General features: G+C 63.8%; 23 protein-coding genes. 8 read left to right on the top strand and 15 right to left on the bottom strand.

All coding sequences use genetic code 11. The features are described 5' to 3' along the window. Positions 1 to 44: 44 nt before the first annotated feature. Positions 45 to 1,943, top strand: a complete 1,899-nt coding sequence (gene dxs, locus ASF66_RS11795; RefSeq protein ID WP_056843973.1) for a 1-deoxy-D-xylulose-5-phosphate synthase — start codon at positions 45 to 47, stop codon at positions 1,941 to 1,943. A 45-nt stretch (positions 1,944 to 1,988) separates the two neighbouring features. On the opposite strand, the gene ribA is transcribed toward dxs, so the two are convergent. The 10 genes from ribA to nrdR all read right to left on the bottom strand — a co-directional run bounded on the left by ribA (position 1,989) and on the right by nrdR (position 9,577). After that, on the bottom strand, positions 1,989 to 2,630 hold the full coding sequence (gene ribA, locus ASF66_RS11790) for a GTP cyclohydrolase II (RefSeq protein ID WP_056843972.1): 642 nt from the start codon (positions 2,628 to 2,630) through the stop codon (positions 1,989 to 1,991). A 102-nt stretch (positions 2,631 to 2,732) separates the two neighbouring features. Next, positions 2,733 to 3,476, bottom strand: a complete 744-nt coding sequence (locus ASF66_RS11785; protein ID WP_056843971.1) for a substrate-binding periplasmic protein — start codon at positions 3,474 to 3,476, stop codon at positions 2,733 to 2,735. Between the two features lie 37 nt (positions 3,477 to 3,513). After that, a complete protein-coding gene (locus tag ASF66_RS11780; protein ID WP_049860803.1) occupies positions 3,514 to 4,023 on the bottom strand; it encodes a phosphatidylglycerophosphatase A family protein in 510 nt (169 codons plus the stop codon). Beyond that, complete coding sequence (thiL, locus tag ASF66_RS11775; RefSeq protein ID WP_056844281.1) at positions 4,020 to 4,985, bottom strand: thiamine-phosphate kinase; 966 nt, start codon at positions 4,983 to 4,985, stop codon at positions 4,020 to 4,022. The genes ASF66_RS11780 and thiL overlap by 4 nt, the downstream gene beginning before the upstream one ends. Positions 4,986 to 5,002: 17 nt before the next feature. After that, positions 5,003 to 5,503 (bottom strand): transcription antitermination factor NusB, encoded by a 501-nt coding sequence (nusB, locus tag ASF66_RS11770; protein WP_049860802.1) that lies wholly within the window; start codon positions 5,501 to 5,503, stop codon positions 5,003 to 5,005. Beyond that, entirely contained in the window at positions 5,500 to 5,976 is a 477-nt protein-coding gene (gene ribH / locus ASF66_RS11765) for a 6,7-dimethyl-8-ribityllumazine synthase (RefSeq protein ID WP_049860801.1), read from the bottom strand. The genes nusB and ribH overlap by 4 nt, the downstream gene beginning before the upstream one ends. Positions 5,977 to 6,109: 133 nt before the next feature. Beyond that, positions 6,110 to 7,201 carry a bifunctional 3,4-dihydroxy-2-butanone-4-phosphate synthase/GTP cyclohydrolase II gene (gene ribBA, locus ASF66_RS11760; RefSeq protein WP_056843970.1) on the bottom strand — a complete coding sequence of 364 codons (1,092 nt, stop codon included), beginning with the start codon at positions 7,199 to 7,201 and terminating at the stop codon, positions 6,110 to 6,112. Between the two features lie 34 nt (positions 7,202 to 7,235). Further along, entirely contained in the window at positions 7,236 to 7,898 is a 663-nt protein-coding gene (locus tag ASF66_RS11755) for a riboflavin synthase (RefSeq protein ID WP_049860799.1), read from the bottom strand. A gap of 45 nt (positions 7,899 to 7,943) precedes the next feature. Next, entirely contained in the window at positions 7,944 to 9,107 is a 1,164-nt protein-coding gene (gene ribD / locus ASF66_RS11750) for a bifunctional diaminohydroxyphosphoribosylaminopyrimidine deaminase/5-amino-6-(5-phosphoribosylamino)uracil reductase RibD (protein WP_056843969.1), read from the bottom strand. A gap of 5 nt (positions 9,108 to 9,112) precedes the next feature. Continuing rightward, positions 9,113 to 9,577: a transcriptional regulator NrdR gene (nrdR, locus tag ASF66_RS11745; RefSeq protein ID WP_161804299.1), complete on the bottom strand. Its 465-nt coding sequence runs from the start codon at positions 9,575 to 9,577 to the stop codon at positions 9,113 to 9,115. Between the two features lie 107 nt (positions 9,578 to 9,684). Between nrdR and ASF66_RS11740 the strand changes: the two genes are divergently transcribed. After that, positions 9,685 to 10,146 carry a YbaY family lipoprotein gene (locus ASF66_RS11740; RefSeq protein WP_056843968.1) on the top strand — a complete coding sequence of 154 codons (462 nt, stop codon included), beginning with the start codon at positions 9,685 to 9,687 and terminating at the stop codon, positions 10,144 to 10,146. Between the two features lie 100 nt (positions 10,147 to 10,246). Next, positions 10,247 to 11,119, top strand: coding sequence for a thioredoxin (gene trxA / locus ASF66_RS11735; protein ID WP_056843967.1), 873 nt, complete (start codon positions 10,247 to 10,249; stop codon positions 11,117 to 11,119). 39 nt (positions 11,120 to 11,158) lie between these two features. Here trxA and ASF66_RS11730 read toward each other — a convergent pair whose 3' ends face one another. Further along, positions 11,159 to 11,515, bottom strand: coding sequence for a hypothetical protein (locus ASF66_RS11730; protein ID WP_056843966.1), 357 nt, complete (start codon positions 11,513 to 11,515; stop codon positions 11,159 to 11,161). A 183-nt stretch (positions 11,516 to 11,698) separates the two neighbouring features. On the opposite strand from ASF66_RS11730, the gene ASF66_RS11725 reads away from it, so the two are divergent. The 5 genes from ASF66_RS11725 to ASF66_RS11705 all read left to right on the top strand — a co-directional run bounded on the left by ASF66_RS11725 (position 11,699) and on the right by ASF66_RS11705 (position 15,600). Next, positions 11,699 to 12,292, top strand: coding sequence for a DUF2796 domain-containing protein (locus ASF66_RS11725; RefSeq protein ID WP_056843965.1), 594 nt, complete (start codon positions 11,699 to 11,701; stop codon positions 12,290 to 12,292). 3 nt (positions 12,293 to 12,295) lie between these two features. Further along, entirely contained in the window at positions 12,296 to 13,015 is a 720-nt protein-coding gene (locus tag ASF66_RS11720) for an ABC transporter ATP-binding protein (protein WP_049860794.1), read from the top strand. Continuing rightward, a complete protein-coding gene (locus ASF66_RS11715) occupies positions 13,015 to 14,280 on the top strand; it encodes an ABC transporter permease (RefSeq protein WP_049860793.1) in 1,266 nt (421 codons plus the stop codon). Before ASF66_RS11720 ends, ASF66_RS11715 begins: the two co-directional genes overlap by 1 nt. A gap of 11 nt (positions 14,281 to 14,291) precedes the next feature. Further along, complete coding sequence (locus ASF66_RS11710; protein ID WP_056843964.1) at positions 14,292 to 14,807, top strand: DUF3299 domain-containing protein; 516 nt, start codon at positions 14,292 to 14,294, stop codon at positions 14,805 to 14,807. A gap of 94 nt (positions 14,808 to 14,901) precedes the next feature. Continuing rightward, the gene (locus ASF66_RS11705; protein WP_056843963.1) at positions 14,902 to 15,600 is read left to right on the top strand and encodes an OmpW/AlkL family protein; all 699 of its coding nucleotides are present in this window, start codon (positions 14,902 to 14,904) and stop codon (positions 15,598 to 15,600) included. 65 nt (positions 15,601 to 15,665) lie between these two features. On the opposite strand, the gene ASF66_RS11700 is transcribed toward ASF66_RS11705, so the two are convergent. The 4 genes from ASF66_RS11700 to ASF66_RS11685 all read right to left on the bottom strand — a co-directional run bounded on the left by ASF66_RS11700 (position 15,666) and on the right by ASF66_RS11685 (position 19,590). After that, the gene (locus ASF66_RS11700) at positions 15,666 to 16,595 is read right to left on the bottom strand and encodes an NAD-dependent epimerase/dehydratase family protein (protein WP_056843962.1); all 930 of its coding nucleotides are present in this window, start codon (positions 16,593 to 16,595) and stop codon (positions 15,666 to 15,668) included. Beyond that, entirely contained in the window at positions 16,588 to 17,472 is an 885-nt protein-coding gene (locus ASF66_RS11695; protein WP_056843961.1) for a sugar nucleotide-binding protein, read from the bottom strand. Before ASF66_RS11695 ends, ASF66_RS11700 begins: the two co-directional genes overlap by 8 nt. 161 nt (positions 17,473 to 17,633) lie before the next feature. Further along, on the bottom strand, positions 17,634 to 18,767 hold the full coding sequence (locus ASF66_RS11690) for an acyltransferase family protein (protein ID WP_056843960.1): 1,134 nt from the start codon (positions 18,765 to 18,767) through the stop codon (positions 17,634 to 17,636). A gap of 292 nt (positions 18,768 to 19,059) precedes the next feature. Further along, a complete protein-coding gene (locus tag ASF66_RS11685; RefSeq protein ID WP_043192553.1) occupies positions 19,060 to 19,590 on the bottom strand; it encodes a single-stranded DNA-binding protein in 531 nt (176 codons plus the stop codon). Position 19,591: the final 1 nt, after the last annotated feature.

Below are 19,591 nucleotides of genomic sequence, written 5' to 3'. Positions count from 1 at the left end.
TCAGGTAAACTGCTCCATTCTTAAAACTCATAACGATTCGCCTGATGCCCACGACGTTTCAAGAGATCCCCCGCGAACGCCCGGCGACGCCCCTGCTCGACCGTGCTGACACTCCTGCCGGCCTGCGCCGTCTGGGCGAAGCCGAGCTCGAAACACTGGCCGACGAACTGCGCCAGGAGCTGCTCTACACGGTCGGCCAGACCGGCGGGCATTTCGGTGCCGGTCTGGGCGTCATCGAGCTGACCATCGCCCTGCACTACGTCTTCGACACACCCGACGATCGTCTGGTCTGGGACGTCGGCCACCAGGCTTACCCGCACAAGATCCTCACCGGTCGCCGCGAACGCATGGCCAGCCTGCGCCAGAAGGACGGCATCGCCGCCTTCCCGCGACGCAGTGAAAGTGAATACGACACCTTTGGCGTCGGGCACTCCAGCACGTCCATCAGCGCCGCGCTGGGCATGGCCATCGGCGCACGCCTGCAGAACAGCGGGCGCAAGGCCATTGCCGTGATCGGCGATGGCGCCCTGACCGCAGGCATGGCTTTCGAAGCGCTCAATCATGCGCCGGAAGTCAACGCCGACATGCTGGTGATCCTCAACGACAACGACATGTCGATTTCGCGCAATGTCGGCGGCCTGTCCAACTACCTGGCCAAGATTCTTTCCAGCCGCACCTACACCAGCATGCGCGAGGGCAGCAAGAAGGTCCTGTCGCGCCTGCCCGGTGCGTGGGAAATCGCCCGCCGCACCGAGGAATACGCCAAGGGCATGCTGGTTCCCGGCACCCTGTTCGAAGAACTGGGCTGGAACTACATCGGCCCGATCGACGGCCACGACCTGCCGACACTCGTCGCCACCCTGCGCAACATGCGCGACCTCAAGGGTCCGCAGTTCCTGCATGTGGTTACCAAGAAGGGCAAGGGGTTCGCTCCGGCCGAGGTCGACCCGATCGGCTACCACGCCATCACCAAGCTCGACCCGCTCGACGCGCCGGTCGCCGCTCCCGCCAAGGCCAGCGGGCCGAAGTACTCGGGCGTATTCGGGCAATGGCTGTGCGACATGGCAGAAGCCGATCCTCGCCTGGTCGGCATCACCCCGGCCATGAAGGAAGGTTCGGACCTGGTGGTGTTCAGCGAGCGCTTCCCCGAACGGTATTTTGACGTGGCCATTGCCGAGCAGCATGCGGTGACCCTGGCTGCCGGCATGGCCTGTGAGGGCACCAAGCCGGTAGTCGCGATCTACTCGACCTTCCTCCAGCGCGGTTACGATCAACTGATCCACGACGTGGCGGTGCAAAACCTCGACGTCCTGTTCGCCATCGACCGCGCCGGCCTGGTGGGCGAGGACGGCCCGACCCACGCCGGCAGCTACGACCTGTCGTACCTGCGCTGCATCCCCGGCATGCTGGTGATGACGCCCAGCGATGAAAACGAGCTGCGCCTGATGCTCAGCACCGGTCACCACTACCCAGGTCCGGCAGCCGTGCGCTACCCACGCGGCAACGGTCCGGGCGCGGCGATTCACCAGGGCCTGGACAGCATCGAGATCGGCAAGGGCGTGGTCCGTCGGCAAGGTCGTGGCGTTGCCATTCTGGTGTTCGGCGTGCAGCTGGCCGAAGCACTGAAGGTGGCGCAGAAGCTGGATGCCACCGTCGCCGACATGCGCTTCGTCAAACCGCTGGACGAGCAACTGGTGCGCGAACTGGCCGAGAGCCACGATCTACTCGTCACGCTGGAAGAGAACGCCATCATGGGCGGTGCAGGTTCGGCGGTCAGCGAGTTCCTGGCCCGCGAAGGCGTGCTCAAGCCTGTATTGCACCTGGGCTTGCCGGACACCTATGTGGAACACGCCAAGCCGGCGCAGATGCTGGCCGAGTGCGGCCTGGATGCCGCCGGCATCGAAGCCGCCATCACCCTGCGTCAGCGTCTGCTGCAGCGCTGACGACATCGCAATGCAGGGCCGACGGCGTCGGCCCTGCATTGCACACTACATCCCTTCGCTACCCTTGCGGATCGTGCCGACGACTTCGCCCTGATGCTCGTTGCCCATCATGTGGCCAAGCTTGCCGGCCTTGGTCGCCAGATAGTATTTGTTGTGCGGGTTGTGCCCGGTGTGCAGTGGCACCCGCTCGGCAACGTTGATGCCCATGTCGGTCAGCGCTTTGACCTTGCGCGGGTTGTTGGTCATCAGGCGCAAGGCTTTGACACCCAGGTGTTCGAGCATCGGTTCGCACATGCCGTAGTCGCGTTGATCGGCAGCGAAGCCCAGGCGCTCGTTGGCCTCGACCGTATCGGCACCGCCGTCCTGCAGTTCATAGGCACGGATCTTGTTCAGCAAGCCTATACCCCGACCTTCCTGACGCAGGTACAGCAATACGCCACGGCCTTCACGGGCAATGGCCTGCAACGCGGCCTCGAGCTGCGATCCGCAGTCACAGCGCTGGCTGAACAGCGCATCCCCCGTCAGACATTCCGAATGCAGGCGTCCCAACACGGGCGCACCGTCAGCCACATCGCCCAGGCTGAGCACGACATGCTCGCGGCCTGTGGCCTCATCGAGAAAACCATGCATGGTGAACAAAGCGAAAGGCGTGGGAAGCTGAGAAGCAGCGACAAAAACGACGGGCACCGGGTGCTCCTGATTCTTGATGAACTTGACAAGGGCAGTATTGTAACAGCAGCTCTGCGGGCCTGCTCAGCGGATGATCGTGGCGCGCTTTACACACGCCGGTCAAGGCGCTGGCTGGGGTGCATCGAATGGATAAGGTTGGCCCCAGCGCTGGTAGATGCCGCGCAGCTGTCCGCCTTGGACCAACTGCTCCATGCGTTGGTCATAAATGGCCAGCAACGCCCGCCCGCGCGCGCTGTCGTTGAAGCCTAGATACAACGGCAGCTCGGCCACGTGTACACGCTTGAAACGATCGGGATCGGCCGTCTCGCGCAGGATGACTTCGATTTCGGTCAGGGCATCGACGTAATAGTCGGCACGGTCGTGTTCGAGCATGGGCAGGATGCCATTGCGGCGCTGAATCTCGTTGTAGATCTTCACGTTGGGCAGGTATTTCTGGAACTGGTAGCCCCGTACCCAGGCCAAGCGATAGCCACCCAGACTGGTGAAATCGACCTGAGGCTTGTCGACCAGGCTCAGGGCGTAGATGTGATCGGTGTCGTAATGCCAACGTGGGTACAGGGCCTGCGTCTCGTTCTGGTACGAACCAACCCAGGCATCGGCTTGGCCCTGCTGCACCAGGCCGACCGAGCGAATGTAAGGCGCGGTGTGGATGACCACCGTGACACCCGCCGGCTGAAACACTTCTCGCAACACGTCCCAGGCCAGGCCCTTGCCATCGGCGTCGGTGTAGTCTTCCCATGCCTCACTGACCAGATCGATGCGCGCCGGCTGCGGCAACACGCCTGCGATGGCCGCCCCGCAGATCAGCACCGCTGCGCCCAGCAGCCATCGCCATCGACCCATCCGTTGCGCCCTCACAGCCGATCCACCCGAGGCCGGTTCACACGAAGCTCCAACCCCACACCAGCAACTGCATGGCCAACCAGGCAAATACCCCGGCCAGCACATCGTCGAACATGATACCCACACCCCCATGCACATGGCGATCTATCCAGCGAATCGGCCACGGCTTGAGAATGTCGAAAAAGCGGAACACCAGAAACCCCACCAGCAACCACACCCAGCCTTCGGGCACCAGCCACAGGGTGATCCACATGCCCACCATCTCGTCCCAGACGATGCCTTCATGGTCGTGCACGCGCAGATCGTCGGCGACCTTGCCGCACAGCCAGATGCCGAACAGCATGCTCACACCCAGCATCAGCCAGTAGCCCCAATCCGGGAGCATCTGCCACAACGGAATGAACGGCACGGCGACCATCGACCCCCAGGTGCCCGGCGCCTTGGGCAGGGTTCCGGAGCCGAAACCGAAGGCCAGGAAATGCCATGGATTACGCCACACCGAGGGGGGCACGAACTCCGCTGGAACCTGGTTGGGATGGTCTGTCACGGTGTCTCCGCAAAATGTTGGTAGCCCCGGATGGTCGGGGTGATGTCCTGGCCGTGATGATCGACCAGCGTGACGCCTTCGCCAACACTCGCTTGGCCGATGACGAAAAACACCTCGCCCTGCGCGCGCAGGCTGGCTTCTTCTTCAGGAGGCAGGGTGAACGCCAGTACATAGTCGTCACCGCCACTCAGGGCTGCCGACCAGGCACCTTCCAGTCCCAGCAGCGCCTGCAGGGCATTGGACACCGGTAGCCGCTCGCGTTCCACCCGCAGGGCGACTTTCGAGGCCCTGGCGATGTGGCCGCAGTCGGCCAACAAGCCATCGGAGATGTCCAGCGCTGCACTGGCCCGGCTACGCAATGCCTGGCCCAGTACGAACTGCGGGATCGGCGACCAGTAGTGCGCCAGCAACGGCCCGGCCACCTCTGGCTCGGCGCGACGCTGGCCGAGCACCAGTGGCAGGGCACCTGCGGCATTGCCCAGCTTGCCACCCACGCACAGCAGATCACCCGGTCGGGCGCCGCTGCGGGTCAGGGCCTGACCTCGGGGAATGCTGCCGAAGACCGTCAGGGTCAAACTCAGCGGGCCACGGGTCGTGTCGCCGCCGACCAGGCGCAGGGCGCAGCGTTCGGCCATGGCATCCAGGCCGCTGGCGAACTCTTCCAGCCATTGTGCTGAAACGCTGGGCAAGGTCAGGGCCAGGGTAAAGCCCAGGGGGCTGGCGCCCATGGCGGCCAGGTCGCTGGCCGCAACGGCCAGGGCGCGCTGGCCCAGCAGGAAAGGATCGGCACCGTCGGGAAAATGCACGCCCGCCACCAAGGTGTCGGTGGAAACCGCCATCTGCTCACCCGGCGCCAGTGCCAACAAGGCGCAGTCGTCGCCGATGCCCAGGGCGACACCCTCGCCGGCCCGCGCACAGGACGCAGCGGCGAAATAGTGTCGGATCAGCTCGAATTCGCCCATGGGCTGCATGTCCGCGATCAGCGCTTGTGCGCTGCTACTTCCGGGCCACGCAGGCTCGGCGCCAGCTTGTCGAGCACGCCGTTGACGAACTTGTGGCCGTCGGTGGAACCGAACACCTTGGCCAACTCGATGCCTTCGTTGATGACCACGCGGTACGGCACGTCGACACGCTTGAGCAGTTCCCAGGTGGACAGGCGCAGCACGGCCAACTCGACCGGATCGAGCTCCTCGATGGTGATGTCCAGGCAGGGCGCCAGCGCGCTGTCGATTTCATCGCGGCTGGCCGGCACACCGTGCAGGATTTCGCGGAAGTAGGCGCCATCTATGTCGCTGAAGTCGTTATCGACGCGAAACTGCGCTTCGATCTCGTTCAACGAGTGCTTGGCCATGTGCCACTGGTACAGGGCCTGGGTCGCCAACTGGCGGGCTTCACGGCGCTTGGCGCTGCGCGAAGGCTTGCCGGCGTCTGCAGGCTTGGGATCGCGCGGGTTGAAGCGATCGCTTTCGTCGTTGATCACTTGGCCTCCAACTGCGCCAGCAGGCTGACCATTTCCAGGGCCGAAAGCGCGGCTTCAGCGCCCTTGTTGCCGGCCTTGGTGCCGGAACGCTCGATGGCCTGTTCGATGGTGTCCACGGTCAGTACGCCGAAGGCGACCGGCACGCCGAACTCCATCGACACTTGGGACAGGCCCTTGGTGCATTCACCGGCGACGTATTCGAAGTGCGGCGTACCGCCCCGAATGACCGCACCCAGGGCGATGATCGCGGCGTATTCACTTTGCTGGGCGACCTTCTGTGCGACCAGCGGAATCTCGAACGCACCGGGGGCGCGAATGATGGTGATGTCGCTTTCGCTGACGCCATGGCGAACCAGGGCATCGATGGCACCGCTCACCAGGCTTTCGACGACGAAGCTGTTGAAGCGGCCAACCACCAGGGCGTAGCGACCTTTGGGGGCGATGAAGGTACCTTCGATGGTCTTCAGGGTCATTCGGGTCTGTCTCATCTTAAAGAGCCAGGCCGCCTGCAGGCGGCCTTTGCGGATAATGGATCACGAATATCGACGCTGCGGTTCGAGCACACCGCCATCTAGGCGGCACTGCGGCGAACCTTGCAGCCAGTCTTTATTCGGAGGGCACGTATTCTACAACTTCCAGATCGAATCCGGATATCGCATTGAACTTCATCGGCGAACTGAGCAGGCGCATCTTGCGCACGCCCAGGTCCCGCAGGATCTGTGAACCGGCGCCAACGATGCTGTAGGTGGTCGGTGTTTTTGCCGTGGCCTGCCCGGCGCTTTCGCGCAGGTGTGCCAGCAACACATCACCGTCCTGCTGATGACCGAGCAGCAGCACCACGCCGCTGCCGGCCTCTGCCACCGCGCTCATCGCGGCCCGCAGGCTCCAGCGGCCAGGCTGCTTGACCATCAGCAGGTCGCGCAACGGATCCATGTTGTGCACCCGCACCAGGGTCGGCTGGTCCGCCAGCACGGTGCCCAGGGTCAGCGCCATGTGCACGTCGCCTTCCACCGAATCGCGGTAGGTCACCAGGTTGAACTGGCCCAGCTCACTGTCCAGCGGCTGCTCGGCAATCCGCTGAACGGTACGTTCATGGATCATCCGGTAATGGATCAGATCGGCGATGGTGCCGATCTTGATGTCATGCTCGGCGGCGAACACTTCCAGTTCGGCACGACGCGACATGGTGCCATCGTCGTTCATCACCTCGCAGATCACCCCGGCCGGCTCGAAGCCGGCCATGCGCGCCAGGTCGCAGGCCGCTTCGGTATGACCGGCGCGGGCCAGGGTGCCGCCCGCCTGCGCCATCAGCGGAAAGATGTGCCCGGGGCTGACGATGTCTTCGGCGCGGGCCTCGCGAGCGGCCGCAGCCTGAACCGTGCGTGCGCGGTCGGCGGCAGAGATGCCCGTGGTGACGCCGGTAGCTGCTTCGATGGACACGGTGAACTTGGTACCAAAGCCCGACCCATTGCGCGGTGCCATCAGCGGCAGCTTGAGCGTCTCGCAGCGCTCGCGAGTCATCGGCATGCAGATCAGGCCGCGCGCATGGCGGGCCATGAAGTTGATGTGCTCGGCCTTGCAGCATTCGGCGGCCATGATCAGGTCGCCTTCGTTTTCGCGGTCTTCGTCATCCATCAGGATGACCATCTTGCCCTGGCGGATATCTTCCACCAGTTCCTCGATCGTGTTGAGCGCCACGCGGCACCCCCTTGTGTTCAGAACAGCAGACTGTTCAGGATTTCAGGTAGCCGTTGGCGGCCAGAAAGCTTTCGCTGATCCCGCCATGACTCGACTCGCTGGCCTTGTCGCCCAGCAGCAGTCGCTCCAGGTAGCGCGCCAGCAGATCGACCTCGAGGTTGACCAGGCGACCGGGACGGTAGTCGTCCATGATGGTTTCGCTCAGCGTGTGCGGAATGATCGTCAACTCGAACTCGGCGCCGTCCACGGCGTTCACGGTCAGGCTGGTGCCGTCGACGGTGATCGAACCCTTGTGGGCTATGTACTTGGCCAGTTCCTTGGGCGCGCGGATACGGAATTCCACGGCTCGGGCATTTTCCTGGCGCGAAACCACTTCGCCGACACCGTCGACATGGCCGCTGACCAGGTGCCCACCCAGACGCGTGGTGGGGGTCAGGGCCTTTTCCAGATTGACCCGGCTGCCGTTCTTGAGCTGGTGGAAGGCGGTGCAGTCCAGGGTTTCGCGGCTGACGTCGGCAACGAAACCATGGCCTGGCAGTTCGACGGCCGTGAGGCAGACGCCGTTGATGGCAATGCTGTCGCCCAGCTTGACGTCACCCAGGTCGAGCTTGCCGGTGTCCACGTGGACGCGCACGTCACCGCCCTTGGGGGTCAACGCACGGATGCTGCCGATGGATTCGATGATACCGGTGAACATGAGTTCTCCTCCAGAACTGGGCTGGCGCCAGGCGCAAGCCGAAAATTATACGCGCTTTGTCGGTACCGTAGCGGGCTGTGGCGCGGGGTTCGGGGCCGGGACGGCAATCACCCGCCAGTCGTCGCCCACCGCGGTCATTTCGATGATCTGCAAAGGCGCCGCTTCGCTCATGCGCTCAAGCGGCCAGTCGAGCAACGGTCGCGCCGTGGAGCCCATGAACTTGGCGGCGATGAACAGCTGGTATTCATCCACCAGGCCCTGCTTCGCGAAGGCACCGGCCAGACTCGCCCCAGCTTCCACCAGCACTTCATTGATGCCTCGCCGTGCCAGCTCGATGGACAGTTGCGGCAGATCGACCCGGCCGTCCTCGCCACGCAAACTCAGCAACTCATGGCCACCATGGGCGTATTGCGGATGCGCTGCCGCGTCTGCGCAGGTCACCACCAGCGCGGGCCCTGCCTGGAAGAACGGTGCATCCAGCGGCACCCGCAGGCGACCGTCGATCAGGATACGCAACGGGGTGCGGCGGGTGGCCAGTTCGACGGTCTCGGCATCCAGCCCCAGCTCGGCGGCGCGTACGGTCATGCGGGCGCCGTCGGCGATCACACTGTCGGCGCCGGTCAGCACGGCACTGGATTGAGCCCGCAGGCGCTGCACCGCCGAGCGCGCAGCGGGCCCGGTGATCCATTGACTCTCGCCGCTGGCCATGGCCGTGCGCCCGTCCAGGCTCATGGCCAGTTTCACCCGAATGTATGGCTGGCCGTGCTCCATGCGTTTGAGAAAACCGGGGTTCAGCGCACGCGCCTCGGTCGCGAGCAGCGGACAGGTGACGGCGATGCCCGCTTGCCGCAGGCGCTCCAGGCCCTGCCCGGCCACCTGCGGATTCGGGTCTTGCATCGCCACCACCACCCGCGCCACCCCTGCTTCGACCAACGCCTCGGCGCACGGCGGTGTACGCCCGTGGTGGCTGCACGGCTCCAGCGTTACATAGGCCGTGGCACCGCGGGCGCGATCACCAGCCTGACGCAGTGCATGCACCTCGGCATGGGGGCCTCCGGCCTGGACATGCCAGCCTTCGCCGACCGTTTCGCCGTCCCGCACGATCACGCATCCCACGCGCGGGTTAGGGTGGGTGGAATACACCCCCTTGCGTGCCAGTTCCAGGGCTCGGGCCATGTGCCGGGCGTCGTTGGCTGCCAGGTCGGACATGCAGGTCACTCCTTGGCCGGCTCGCGGGCCAGGCGGTCGATTTCCTCACGGAATTCGTCCAGATCCTGGAAGCGCCGGTAGACCGAAGCGAAACGGATATAGGCCACCTCATCGAGCTTCTGCAGCTCGGTCATGACCCACTCGCCCACGACCAGCGACTTGACCTCACGCTCGCCCGTGGCGCGCAACTGATGCTTGATGTGCACCAACGCCGCCTCAAGACGCTCGACGCTGACCGGGCGCTTTTCCAGGGCCCGCTGCATGCCAGCGCGCAGCTTTTCCTCGTCGAAGGGCTGGCGGCTGCCGTCTTGCTTGATCAGCCGCGGCAGCACCAGTTCGGCGGTTTCGAAGGTGGTGAAACGCTCACCACAGGCCAGGCACTCACGGCGCCGGCGAACTTGCTCGCCCTCGGCGACCAGGCGTGAATCGATGACCTTGGTGTCGTTGGCACCGCAGAAGGGACAGTGCATGGTGGCAGGCAACAAAAAAAGGGAGGGCCATGGTAGCGCATCCCACTGGCAAGACAAGCCCGAGCCTTTGCGGTATACAGACGGATCTACTTTTATCGGGTTTCGAAATGCCAACCAAGTCGCTCGTTCTGCTCGCCCTTTTCAGCCTGCTCGCCGCCTGCAGCAGCGATGCGCCCAAGCCTGCGGCCAGCGTCACGCCGCCCGCAGCGGCGCCTGCGCCGGTCATCAAGGCACCCGTCGAACTCGGCCCGTTGCCAGCCTACCAGCGTCAGCTCAGCGGCAACCTGCTCGGCGTGCCTGCCGGTGCCGAGGTTGAAATGGCCTTGCTGGTGATCGATTCGAAGGGACGTCCGCAAAAGCTGCTGGCCAGCGCCAAGCAACGCGGCACCGCGCAACCACTGCCCTTTCAGCTGCGCTTTGCTGCCGAAGCTTTCCCGGCAGGCTCGCGGGTCGAGTTGCGGGCCCGTGCCAGTCAGTCGGGGCAGTTGATCCTGCACTTGCCTGCGGTGCAGATCAGCCAACCGACCACCCAACTGCTGGGCAACCTGGAGATGATCAAGGCCCCCTGAAACGGCCTGACAGCGCCCGCCACCTGGCCATCCGAGCGGCGGTGGTGGGCCTGATTCGAATCCCTTATAGTCCACCGAACCGCTGATCCTCGAGATTCACATGAGTCAAGAAACCCCCTACATCTTCGACGTGACCACTGCCGATTTCGATCAGGCCGTCATCCAGAACTCCTACATCAAGCCCGTGCTGGTGGATTTCTGGGCCGAGTGGTGCGCCCCTTGCAAGGTGCTGATGCCCTTGCTGCAACAGATCGCCGAAAGCTATGCCGGCGAATTGGTTCTGGCCAAGGTCGACTGCGACGCCGAGCCCGACATCGTCGGCCGCTTCGGCATTCGCAGCCTGCCCACCGTGGTGTTGTTCAAGGATGGTCAGCCGGTGGATGGCTTCGCAGGCGCCCAGCCTGAATCGACCATTCGCGCGCTGCTCGAACCCCATGTGCAGATGCCGCCACCGCCAGCAGCCGATCCGCTGGAACTGGCGCAGGCGCTGTTCAGCGAGAGCCGTTTCGGCGAAGCCGAGCAGACCTTGAAGGGGCTGCTGGCCGAAGACAATGCCAACCCTGGGGCGTTGATCCTGTTCGCCCGCTGCCTGGCCGAACGCGGCGAGCTGGACGAAGCGCAGCAGGTGCTCGACGCCGTCAGCGGCGACGAGCACAAGGCTGCGCTGGCCGGTGCCAAGGCGCAGCTGACATTCCTACGCCAGGCGAAGGCCCTGCCCGACGTCACCGATCTCAAGGCCCGCCTGGGTCGGGACGCGGGCGACGACGAAGCGGCGTACCAGTTGTGCATCCAGCAGCTGTCGCGCCAGCACTACGAAGCCGCCCTCGATGGCTTGCTCCACCTGTTCATGCGCAATCGCAGCTACAGCGAAGGGCTGCCGCACAAGACCTTGCTGCAAGTGTTCGAATTGCTCGGCAACGATCACCCGCTGGTGACCACCTACCGCCGCAAGTTGTTCGCCGCCCTGTACTGATGGGTTGCGCAGGGCATGCCAGGCGAGCGGTCCTTCCCGCTAGCCGACCCAGCAATAGACCGGCGCATCCGCGCCGGCTTCCACCTTTACCTGCGGGCAATGGCGCAAGCGCACCAGCATTCGCTTGCCGGCCGCCACGTCACCCACCAACCCCTGGACCTGATCCAGCAACGCCGGACCCTCGATACGCCCTGCCTGCTCCAGCAGCAACAGCACGCTGCGCCAGGCGCCGTCGTCCTGCGCCTTGCCCTTGCCCGGCGCGGGCGCCACTGCAGACGTTGGCGCAGCTTCGGCGGCTGTCGCGAATGGGCCGGTGAGGTGCGCCCAGTCCTGGGCGTCTATTTCTATGGCCAGGTCCACCGGCAGATTGCCAACGGTGCCTTTGATTCTGATCATGCGAATGCCCTTTCATAGCGAGGCCTCGTTGTAGCAGCGCCCCGCCAGTGAAGCAATCCCGCCTTCGACATCACGCCGTCCGCGCCCGCTGCCTGAAGCGAACATGAATCTTTCCCCAGGCATGGTCACAAAATGTAAATTTGTTATAACATTGCGTTCCCATACCGCTCACGAGATTCCCTTATGCGCCGTCTCATGCTTGCCCTGCCCTTTGCCCTGCTCCCCCTCGGCGTCCACGCCCACGAAGAGGGCCACGATCACGAGCATGAACACGAGCACGGCAGCCTCGGCGCCCATGAGCATGGCGTGGCCCGCCTCGACGCTGCGCTGGATGGCCAGACGCTGGAACTGGAGTTGCAAAGCCCGGCCATGAATCTGGTGGGTTTCGAACACGCCGCCAGCAGCGATGCCGACAAAGCCAAGGTCGCCGCAGCCCGCAAGACCCTGGAGCAACCCCTGGCGTTGTTCAGCCTGCCCGCCGCAGCGGGCTGCAAGGTCACTGACCAGGAACTGGAAAGCCCGCTGTTCGGCGACAAGCCGGATCACGAGCACGGCGCCACCGAAGCCAAGCAAGGCGATGAGCACCATCACGAGCACAGCGAGATTCACGCCCACTACCACTTCACCTGTGCATCGCCGAAGGCCCTCGACCACCTGGACCTTGCGCGCCTGTTCAGCACCTTCCCCGCCACCCAGAAAATTCAGGTACAACTGATCGGCCCGTCCGGCCAACAGGGCGCGGACCTCACTCCCACGCAAAGCAGCCTGAAATTCTGACCCATGAGCGATGCATTGATCGAGCTGGCCGAACTGGGCTTTGCCTGGCCCGGCCAAGCGATGTTGCTGGATATCCCTGCGTTCCGCCTGGAGCGTGGGGAAACCCTCTTTCTCAAAGGCCCCAGCGGCAGCGGCAAAACCACCCTGCTCGGCTTGCTCGGTGGCGTACACACTCCGCAACGCGGCAGCGTCCACCTGCTCGGTCAGAACCTGAGCGAGCTCAGCTTCGCCGCCCGTGACCGGTTTCGCGTCGAGCACACCGGCTACATCTTCCAGCAATTCAACCTGCTGCCGTTCCTGTCGGTGCGCGAAAACGTGGAACTGCCCTGCCGCTTCTCCCGACGCCGCGCCGATCGCGCCGGGCAGCGCCATGGCAGTGTTGCCCAGGCGGCTACCCAACTGCTGGCTCACCTGGGACTGCGCGACCCGGACCTGCTCCAGCGGCGCGCCGACACCCTGTCCATCGGTCAGCAGCAAAGGGTCGCCGCCGCACGCGCGCTGATCGGCCAGCCCGAACTGGTGATCGCCGACGAGCCGACTTCGGCCCTGGACAGCGATGCTCGCGAAGCCTTCATCCAACTGCTGTTCGCCGAATGCCGCGCAGCGGGCTCGAGCCTGCTGTTCGTCAGTCACGATCAAAGCCTGGCCCCCTTGTTCGACCGTCATCTATCCCTGGCCGAGCTCAATCGCGCAGCGCGCCCTGCCTCATCCGAGGTGTCTTGATGTACCTGCTTCGTCTTGCCCTGGCCAGCCTGGCCAATCGCCGCTTCACCGCATTTCTGACCGCCTTCGCCATTGCCCTTTCGGTGTGCCTGCTGCTGGCTGTGGAACGTGTGCGCCACGAAGCCCGCGCCAGCTTCGCCAGCACCGTCAGCGGTACCGACCTGATCGTGGGCGCCCGCTCCGGCTCGGTGAATCTGCTGCTCTACTCGGTGTTTCGCATCGGCAACGCCACCAACAACATCCGCTGGGACAGCTTCGAGCATTACGCCAGCAACCCGCAGGTCAAATGGGCCATCCCCATCTCGCTGGGTGACTCCCACCGCGGCTACCGGGTCATGGGCACCAACCAGAGTTATTTCGAGCACTATCAATACGGCCGTCACCAGTCCCTGCAACTTGCCCAGGGCCGTGCCTTCCAGACCGACCCTTTCGAAGTCGTGCTCGGCGCGGAGGTGGCCGACGCCTTGCACTACAAACTCGGCGACAAACTGGTGCTGGCCCACGGCGTGGCGGCCATCAGCCTGGTCAAGCACGACGACAAGCCGTTCACCGTCGTCGGCATCCTGGCGCGCACCGGCACGCCGGTCGATCGCACGCTGCACATCAGCCTGGGTGGCATGGAAGCCATCCACATCGACTGGAAAAACGGCGTACCGGCCCGCGGCGCCGGACGAATCAGCGCCGACCAGGCGCGCAACATGGACCTGACGCCCAGCGCCATCACCGCTTTCATGGTCGGCCTCAATAGCAAGATCGCCACCTTCGCCTTACAGCGCGACATCAACGACTTTCGTGGCGAACCGCTGATGGCGATTCTTCCCGGCGTCGCCCTGCAAGAGCTGTGGAGTCTGATGGGCACGGCGGAACAAGCCCTGTTCGTCATTTCGGTGTTCGTCGTGCTCACCGGTCTGATCGGCATGCTCACGGCGATCGTCACCAGCCTCAACGAGCGCCGCCGCGAGATGGCTATTCTGCGCTCGGTCGGCGCCCGTCCCTGGCACATTGCCGGTTTGCTGATTCTTGAAGCCTTCGCCCTGGCGCTGGTGGGGATCCTGGCCGGCATGGCATTGTTGTACCTGAGCATTGCCTGCGCCCAAGGCTACGTGCAGTCCAACTACGGCCTGTACCTGCCCTTGAGCCTGCCCAGTGTCTATGAGTGGTCGTTGCTGGGCATCATCCTCGCAGCCGCCGTGGTCATGGGCGCGATACCGGCCTGGCGCGCCTACCGACAATCCCTGGCCGACGGCCTGTCGATCCACCTGTGAGGATTCAACCTATGTTGCGCGCGGTAATGGTCTTGTTACTGCTGACCAGCCTGTCGCTGTCCGCGGCCGAGCTCAAGGAAGTCAGCTGGGAGGCACTGATCCCACCGGATGCGCCCAAGCTGGTACCGCAGATGACACCCATGCACGACCTGGCGCAGATGGGCACCGCGCTGGCCGAAGCCGGGCCCGCCGCCCATCAGCAGGCGCCGGACGCACCGGTCGTCCAGGCACTGGACGGTCAGCAGCTGCGCATCCCCGGCTACATCGTGCCGCTGGAGGTCAACGAGTCGGGACGGACCACCGAGTTTCTGCTGGTGCCTTACTTCGGCGCCTGCATCCATGTGCCGCCTCCGCCGTCGAACCAGATCGTGCATGTGACCAGCGCCGTCGGGGTGAAGGTCGAAGAGCTCTACCAGCCTTACTGGATCGAAGGGCCGATGCAGGTCAAGGCCAGCACCAGCGAGCTGGCGCAGGCCGGCTACCAGATGGCTGCTGCGAAGATCTACCCCTACGAACTGCCGGACTGAGCCATTGGCCTTTTATTGAGCCAGATCAAAAAACCGAGCCGGTGCACTGACTACCATTGGGCGAATTTCCTTCGCATTGCCCAATGGAGCTCCCATGAACAAGTCCTTGCTCGGCGCCTCACTGATTGCCATGGCGCTGGCAACCCCCCTGGCCCAGGCACACCAGGCCGGCGATCTGATCATCCGTGCCGGCGCCGCCACCACCGCCCCCAATGAAGACAGCAGCCAGCTCAAGCTGGACGGCGCCAAGGTCGCGGGCACCAAGGCCACCTTGGACAGCGATACCCAACTGGGCCTGGCCTTCGCCTACATGCTCACCGACCACGTCGGCATCGAATTGCTGGCGGCCACGCCGTTCCAGCACACCGTGGGTGTACGCGGAGTCAGCGCTGCCACCGGCATCGCCGGGCTGGACGGGAAACTGGCGGACGTCAAGCAACTGCCTCCCACCCTGTCCCTGCAGTACTACCCACTGGCGCCGACGTCGCGCTTCCAGCCGTACGCCGGCGTGGGTATCAACTACACCCTGTTCTACGACGAAGACCTGAGCGGTGCGCGCAAGCAACAGGGCTTCAACAACCTGAAGATTCAGGATTCGGTGGGCATCGCCGGGCAACTGGGGTTCGACTACATGCTCAGCGAGCACATGATGGTCAACGCATCGGTCTGGTACGTCGACATCGACACCAAGGCCAGCGTCGACGGCCCTACCGCGCTAGGCGTAGGCCGTACCAAGGTCGATCTGGAAGTCGACCCGTGGGTGTACATGGTCGGTGTAGGCTACAAGTTCTAGACGCGCTTGCCGTCGCCCGCCCTTCGCCCGTTGCGGGCGTGGGCTGGCACGTGAAAGTGAAAAGCCTACAACCCGAGCAGGCGCCGCAGCCCTTCTTCCAGCGGCGTCACCGGACCCAGTTCGAAGCGTTCCAGCAGTCGGGTATTGTCGGCCCGCGAATGACGGATATCGCCCCCCCGCGTCGGCCCATGGCTCACCGCCGGCAAACCACCCAGCACCGCCCCCAGCCCCGCCAGCAACTGGTTCAATGAAGTCGCCTGATTCAGCCCGACGTTGACCGGCCCCGCCTGCACATTCGGCTGCTGCAACCCCTGCATCAGCAAGGTCACCAGATCGCCCACATAGAAGAAATCGCGGGTCTGCTCGCCATCGCCGAACAGGCTGATCGGTTGCCCGCGCTGCGCCCGCTCGCTGAATATACTGATGACGCCCGAGTAGGGCGAGGAAGGGTCCTGCCTCGGCCCGTAGATATTGAAGAAGCGAAACACCACCGGCTCCAGCCCATGCTCGCGACGGTAGAAGTCAAGGTAGTACTCGCTGGCCAGCTTGTCGGCTGCGTAAGGCGTCAGCGGCGCCTTGGTGGTGTCTTCGCCAACCGCTTCGCCCTCGCCATTGTTGCCATACACCGCCGCGCTGGAAGCGAACAGCACTCGCTTGACCCCTGCCAGGCGCATGGCCTCGCACAGGTTCAAGGTGCCGATGAAGTTGCTCTGATGGGTTTTCACCGGATCGTCCACCGAGGCCTGCACCGAAGCGACCGCCGCCAGGTGCACCACCGCCTTGCAGCCACGCACCACCTGGGTCATCAGCGCGGCGTCGGCGACATCGCCCTCGATCAGTTCCAGCCTGGGGTTTTCCATCGGCAGGTTGCTGCGCTTGCCCGTGGACAAGTCATCGAGCACCCGCACCGAGTGACCGTCGGCCAGCAACGCATCGACCAGATGGGAGCCAATGAAACCGGCGCCGCCGGTGATCAGAATGGGTGTATCAACCATGTCGGTAGTATCTGTCCAGAAGGCTCGGCAACCCCGAACGCCAGGCGCGCGGCTTGATGCCGAAAGTGTGCAAAATTTTCTTGCAGGCCAGTACCGCGTGTTGCGGTTCTTCCCCTGCATCGGGTCGCGCGGCGTGGGCCTGCGCGGTGGGCGCATCGATCGCCAGCGAATGCATCGTCTTGGCTTCACTGATGATTGCCTGGCCCAGGGCCAGGGCGGTGGTCGCCTCGTTGCCGGCGTAGTGGTAGGTGCCCCACAGCGGCGCTTCGCAGTCCAGCTGCTTGAGCACCGAGAGGATCACCCGTGCAGCATCGTCCACGGGGGTCGGATTGCCGCGTCGGTCATCGGCCAGAGGCAAGGGTTGCGGCAACTCGGCACGCCGCAGGTAACGGCCCAGTACGCCGTCGGCGCTGTCGTCCAGCAGCCAGCCGAAACGCAACAGCACATGCCGCGGACAGGCCGCACGCACGCTCTGCTCGATTCGCCACAGTGCCTGACCGCGCAGGCCCAGAGGCACCGGCTCGTCCTTTTCGCTATAGGCAGTGGCCCGCGAGCCATCGAACACACGATAGCTGGAAGGCTGCAGCAGCACGATCTGATGCTCCTGGCATCGCTCGGCCAGACGCTCCACCGCAAGTTCTTGCTGGTCCAGGCGCGCCTGACTCACGGCATCGGCCTGAAACCAGTCGAAGTAGTACGCCAGGTTGATCAGCGCATCGGGGCGGGTTTCATCGAGCAGGTCGGTGAGGCTGGCCGCATCCCAACCAGCGTCCGGTGGACGTGGAGCCAGGAAGCCGATGCCCTCTTCCGCTCCAAGGCGAATCAGCGCATGCCCCAGGGCATTCCCACCGCCCAACAGCATAAGGCGCATTCGCATAGAGTCAGCAGGTCCGTTCAAATTGACAGTTCAGATTAACCGCAGGCGCGTGGTCGACGATCAAACCTTCGCCCGCACTCGAATCGAACAGCCATTTTGCGTTTTTCTGACGCTGACGTCACGCGCTATCAAAAAGAGGGGTTCGTGGCAGCGCCGCAGCCTCAGCCCGGCACGGCCTGCGCAGGCAATCGATGCCCAAGTAAACGACGCCCCAACTTCTGCCCGTTGACCTCGATCAGGTAGTAGGTGATGAAAGAAGCCCCGATCACGGCAAGCAATACCAGGCCCACGAGCAGATTGTTGAGCCACGGATAACCGCTGTCCAGATAGCGGAAATCTCCGAACACCGGCGCCAGCGGCAAGCCGGTTTTCTTCTCCAACACCATGAACAGCAGGATCAACACACTCAAAATGATCACATGGGTCAGGTAGATCGAGTAGGACAGTCGCCCCAGCAGCTCGAACACACGCGTCTTCAGCACGCTGGAAACGACCCCGGCATCGAACGCATACAAAGTCACCGTCAGGCAGAACAGAGCGCTGGCCAGCATGGCCTTGTTCGGGCTGTCGCTGCTCAAGGTCCACACAATCAAAGCGCCCGCCAGCATTTCCAGTAGCGATGCCATGCCAAACCCCAGCTGCACCCGTTGGCGCAGCGCTTCGAACACCTTGTAGCACAAGGCACCGGCGAAGAAGCAGGCCAGCCCCTTGTAGGCCAGCGCGGTAAACGGCCCCGCCCCGCTGTACAGCATCGCCACGGCGACGATGACGATCCCCGCCCACACCAGCACCCGACGCGCCGACGTGCACAGCACCACCGCGGCGAAAATCAAATACATGTAGTACTCGATGCTGATGCTCCAGGACGGATAGTTGAATGACATGTTTTCCGTCCACGGCGTCCACGCCTGGATCAACAGCAAGTTGGGCACGATCTGCGAAGGCGCATACATACCGGTGAACGGCTCCTTGTTGAAGTTGACCCCTTGCTGCGCGGCGCCCCACTTCACGAACTCGAAGACGATGAACACGCCCAGCAAACAGACATGCAAGGGCGCCAGACGAAAGGTGCGCAGAATGAAGAACCGCCGCAGGTCCAGATCATGCCGCGCGCCGTAGGCATGAGTGATCACGAACCCGCTGAGCACGAAGAAGAAGTCCACGAACAAATCGGCACTGCGAAAGAACGCCAGCTCGGTCAGGCTGCCCACCACATGCAGGTGGTACAACACCACCGCCAATGCGCAGATGCCGCGAAGACTGTCGAGCGCATGAAAGCGATGACCTGATGCCATGGAATGATTCCGTTCGAAGGGGTGTATCGGCTGCAGGCATTGCGCTGTAAGCAACAGCACGCGGGCAACAGGACGCGAAGTTTCGAAAAAGCTTAGTGAAGCGACGGGGCCGCGGCAAGAGAATACGCGATGCATATATTTATATTTTGCCGCTGCAAAAACAGCTGAAAAACTGACGCCAAATCAGGCTGCGAAGGCCGATTGCAAGCCGCGACCTCGCCTGGTTTTTGGCGAGCAACAAAAAGCCCCGCTGCCGGGTGGCAGCGGGGCTTTTTCGGTTCAAGCGGGCAGCTTAGAACGGAATATCATCATCAAAACTATCAAAATCCGGAGCCGGTTGCTGCGCTGGCTGCTGCTGCGCAGGCGGAGCCGAACGCTGCTGCGGCGCGGACTGCTGTGGACGCGGCGCCTGTTGACGCGGAGCCGGTGCCGACTGCTGGTAGTTGTTGCCGCCACCGCCCTGCTGGTCGTTGTTCTGCGGACGGCCGCCCAGCAGCTGCATGGTGCCCTGCATGTCGACGATGATCTCGGTGGTGTACCGCTTGATACCGTCCTTTTCCCACTCGCGGGTCTGCAGCTTGCCTTCGATGTACACCTGCGAGCCTTTGCGCAGGTACTCACCGGCGATCTCCGCGACCTTGCCGAACATCGACACACGGTGCCACTCGGTACGCTCGACCTTCTGGCCGCTCTGCTTGTCGGTCCACTGCTCGCTGGTGGCCAGGCTCAGGTTGGTGACCGCGTTGCCGTTGGGCAGGTAGCGAACTTCCGGATCCTGACCACAGGTGCCGACCAAAATGACTTTGTTAACCCCACGGGCCATA

Source organism: Pseudomonas sp. Leaf129 (genome assembly GCF_001423465.1).
Taxonomy (GTDB): Bacteria; Pseudomonadota; Gammaproteobacteria; order Pseudomonadales; family Pseudomonadaceae; genus Aquipseudomonas; species Aquipseudomonas coleopterorum.
This window is presented reverse-complemented; position numbering and strand designations above follow the sequence as displayed.

Coding starts and splice junctions, on each gene's coding strand:
- thiL (WP_056844281.1), bottom strand. CDS start 4,985: ATGGGCGAATTCGAGCTGATCCGACACTATTTCGCCGCTGCGTCCTGT.
- ASF66_RS11685 (WP_043192553.1), bottom strand. CDS start 19,590: ATGGCCCGTGGGGTTAACAAAGTCATTTTGGTCGGCACCTGTGGTCAG.
- dxs (WP_056843973.1), top strand. CDS start 45: ATGCCCACGACGTTTCAAGAGATCCCCCGCGAACGCCCGGCGACGCCC.
- ASF66_RS11710 (WP_056843964.1), top strand. CDS start 14,292: ATGTTGCGCGCGGTAATGGTCTTGTTACTGCTGACCAGCCTGTCGCTG.
- ASF66_RS11705 (WP_056843963.1), top strand. CDS start 14,902: ATGAACAAGTCCTTGCTCGGCGCCTCACTGATTGCCATGGCGCTGGCA.
- ASF66_RS11715 (WP_049860793.1), top strand. CDS start 13,015: ATGTACCTGCTTCGTCTTGCCCTGGCCAGCCTGGCCAATCGCCGCTTC.
- ASF66_RS11785 (WP_056843971.1), bottom strand. CDS start 3,476: ATGGGTCGATGGCGATGGCTGCTGGGCGCAGCGGTGCTGATCTGCGGG.
- ribH (WP_049860801.1), bottom strand. CDS start 5,976: ATGACCCTGAAGACCATCGAAGGTACCTTCATCGCCCCCAAAGGTCGC.
- ASF66_RS11730 (WP_056843966.1), bottom strand. CDS start 11,515: ATGATCAGAATCAAAGGCACCGTTGGCAATCTGCCGGTGGACCTGGCC.
- ASF66_RS11720 (WP_049860794.1), top strand. CDS start 12,296: ATGAGCGATGCATTGATCGAGCTGGCCGAACTGGGCTTTGCCTGGCCC.
- ASF66_RS11690 (WP_056843960.1), bottom strand. CDS start 18,767: ATGGCATCAGGTCATCGCTTTCATGCGCTCGACAGTCTTCGCGGCATC.
- ASF66_RS11740 (WP_056843968.1), top strand. CDS start 9,685: ATGCCAACCAAGTCGCTCGTTCTGCTCGCCCTTTTCAGCCTGCTCGCC.
- ribD (WP_056843969.1), bottom strand. CDS start 9,107: ATGTCCGACCTGGCAGCCAACGACGCCCGGCACATGGCCCGAGCCCTG.
- ASF66_RS11695 (WP_056843961.1), bottom strand. CDS start 17,472: ATGCGAATGCGCCTTATGCTGTTGGGCGGTGGGAATGCCCTGGGGCAT.
- nrdR (WP_161804299.1), bottom strand. CDS start 9,577: ATGCACTGTCCCTTCTGCGGTGCCAACGACACCAAGGTCATCGATTCA.
- ASF66_RS11755 (WP_049860799.1), bottom strand. CDS start 7,898: ATGTTCACCGGTATCATCGAATCCATCGGCAGCATCCGTGCGTTGACC.
- trxA (WP_056843967.1), top strand. CDS start 10,247: ATGAGTCAAGAAACCCCCTACATCTTCGACGTGACCACTGCCGATTTC.
- ASF66_RS11725 (WP_056843965.1), top strand. CDS start 11,699: ATGCGCCGTCTCATGCTTGCCCTGCCCTTTGCCCTGCTCCCCCTCGGC.
- ASF66_RS11700 (WP_056843962.1), bottom strand. CDS start 16,595: ATGGTTGATACACCCATTCTGATCACCGGCGGCGCCGGTTTCATTGGC.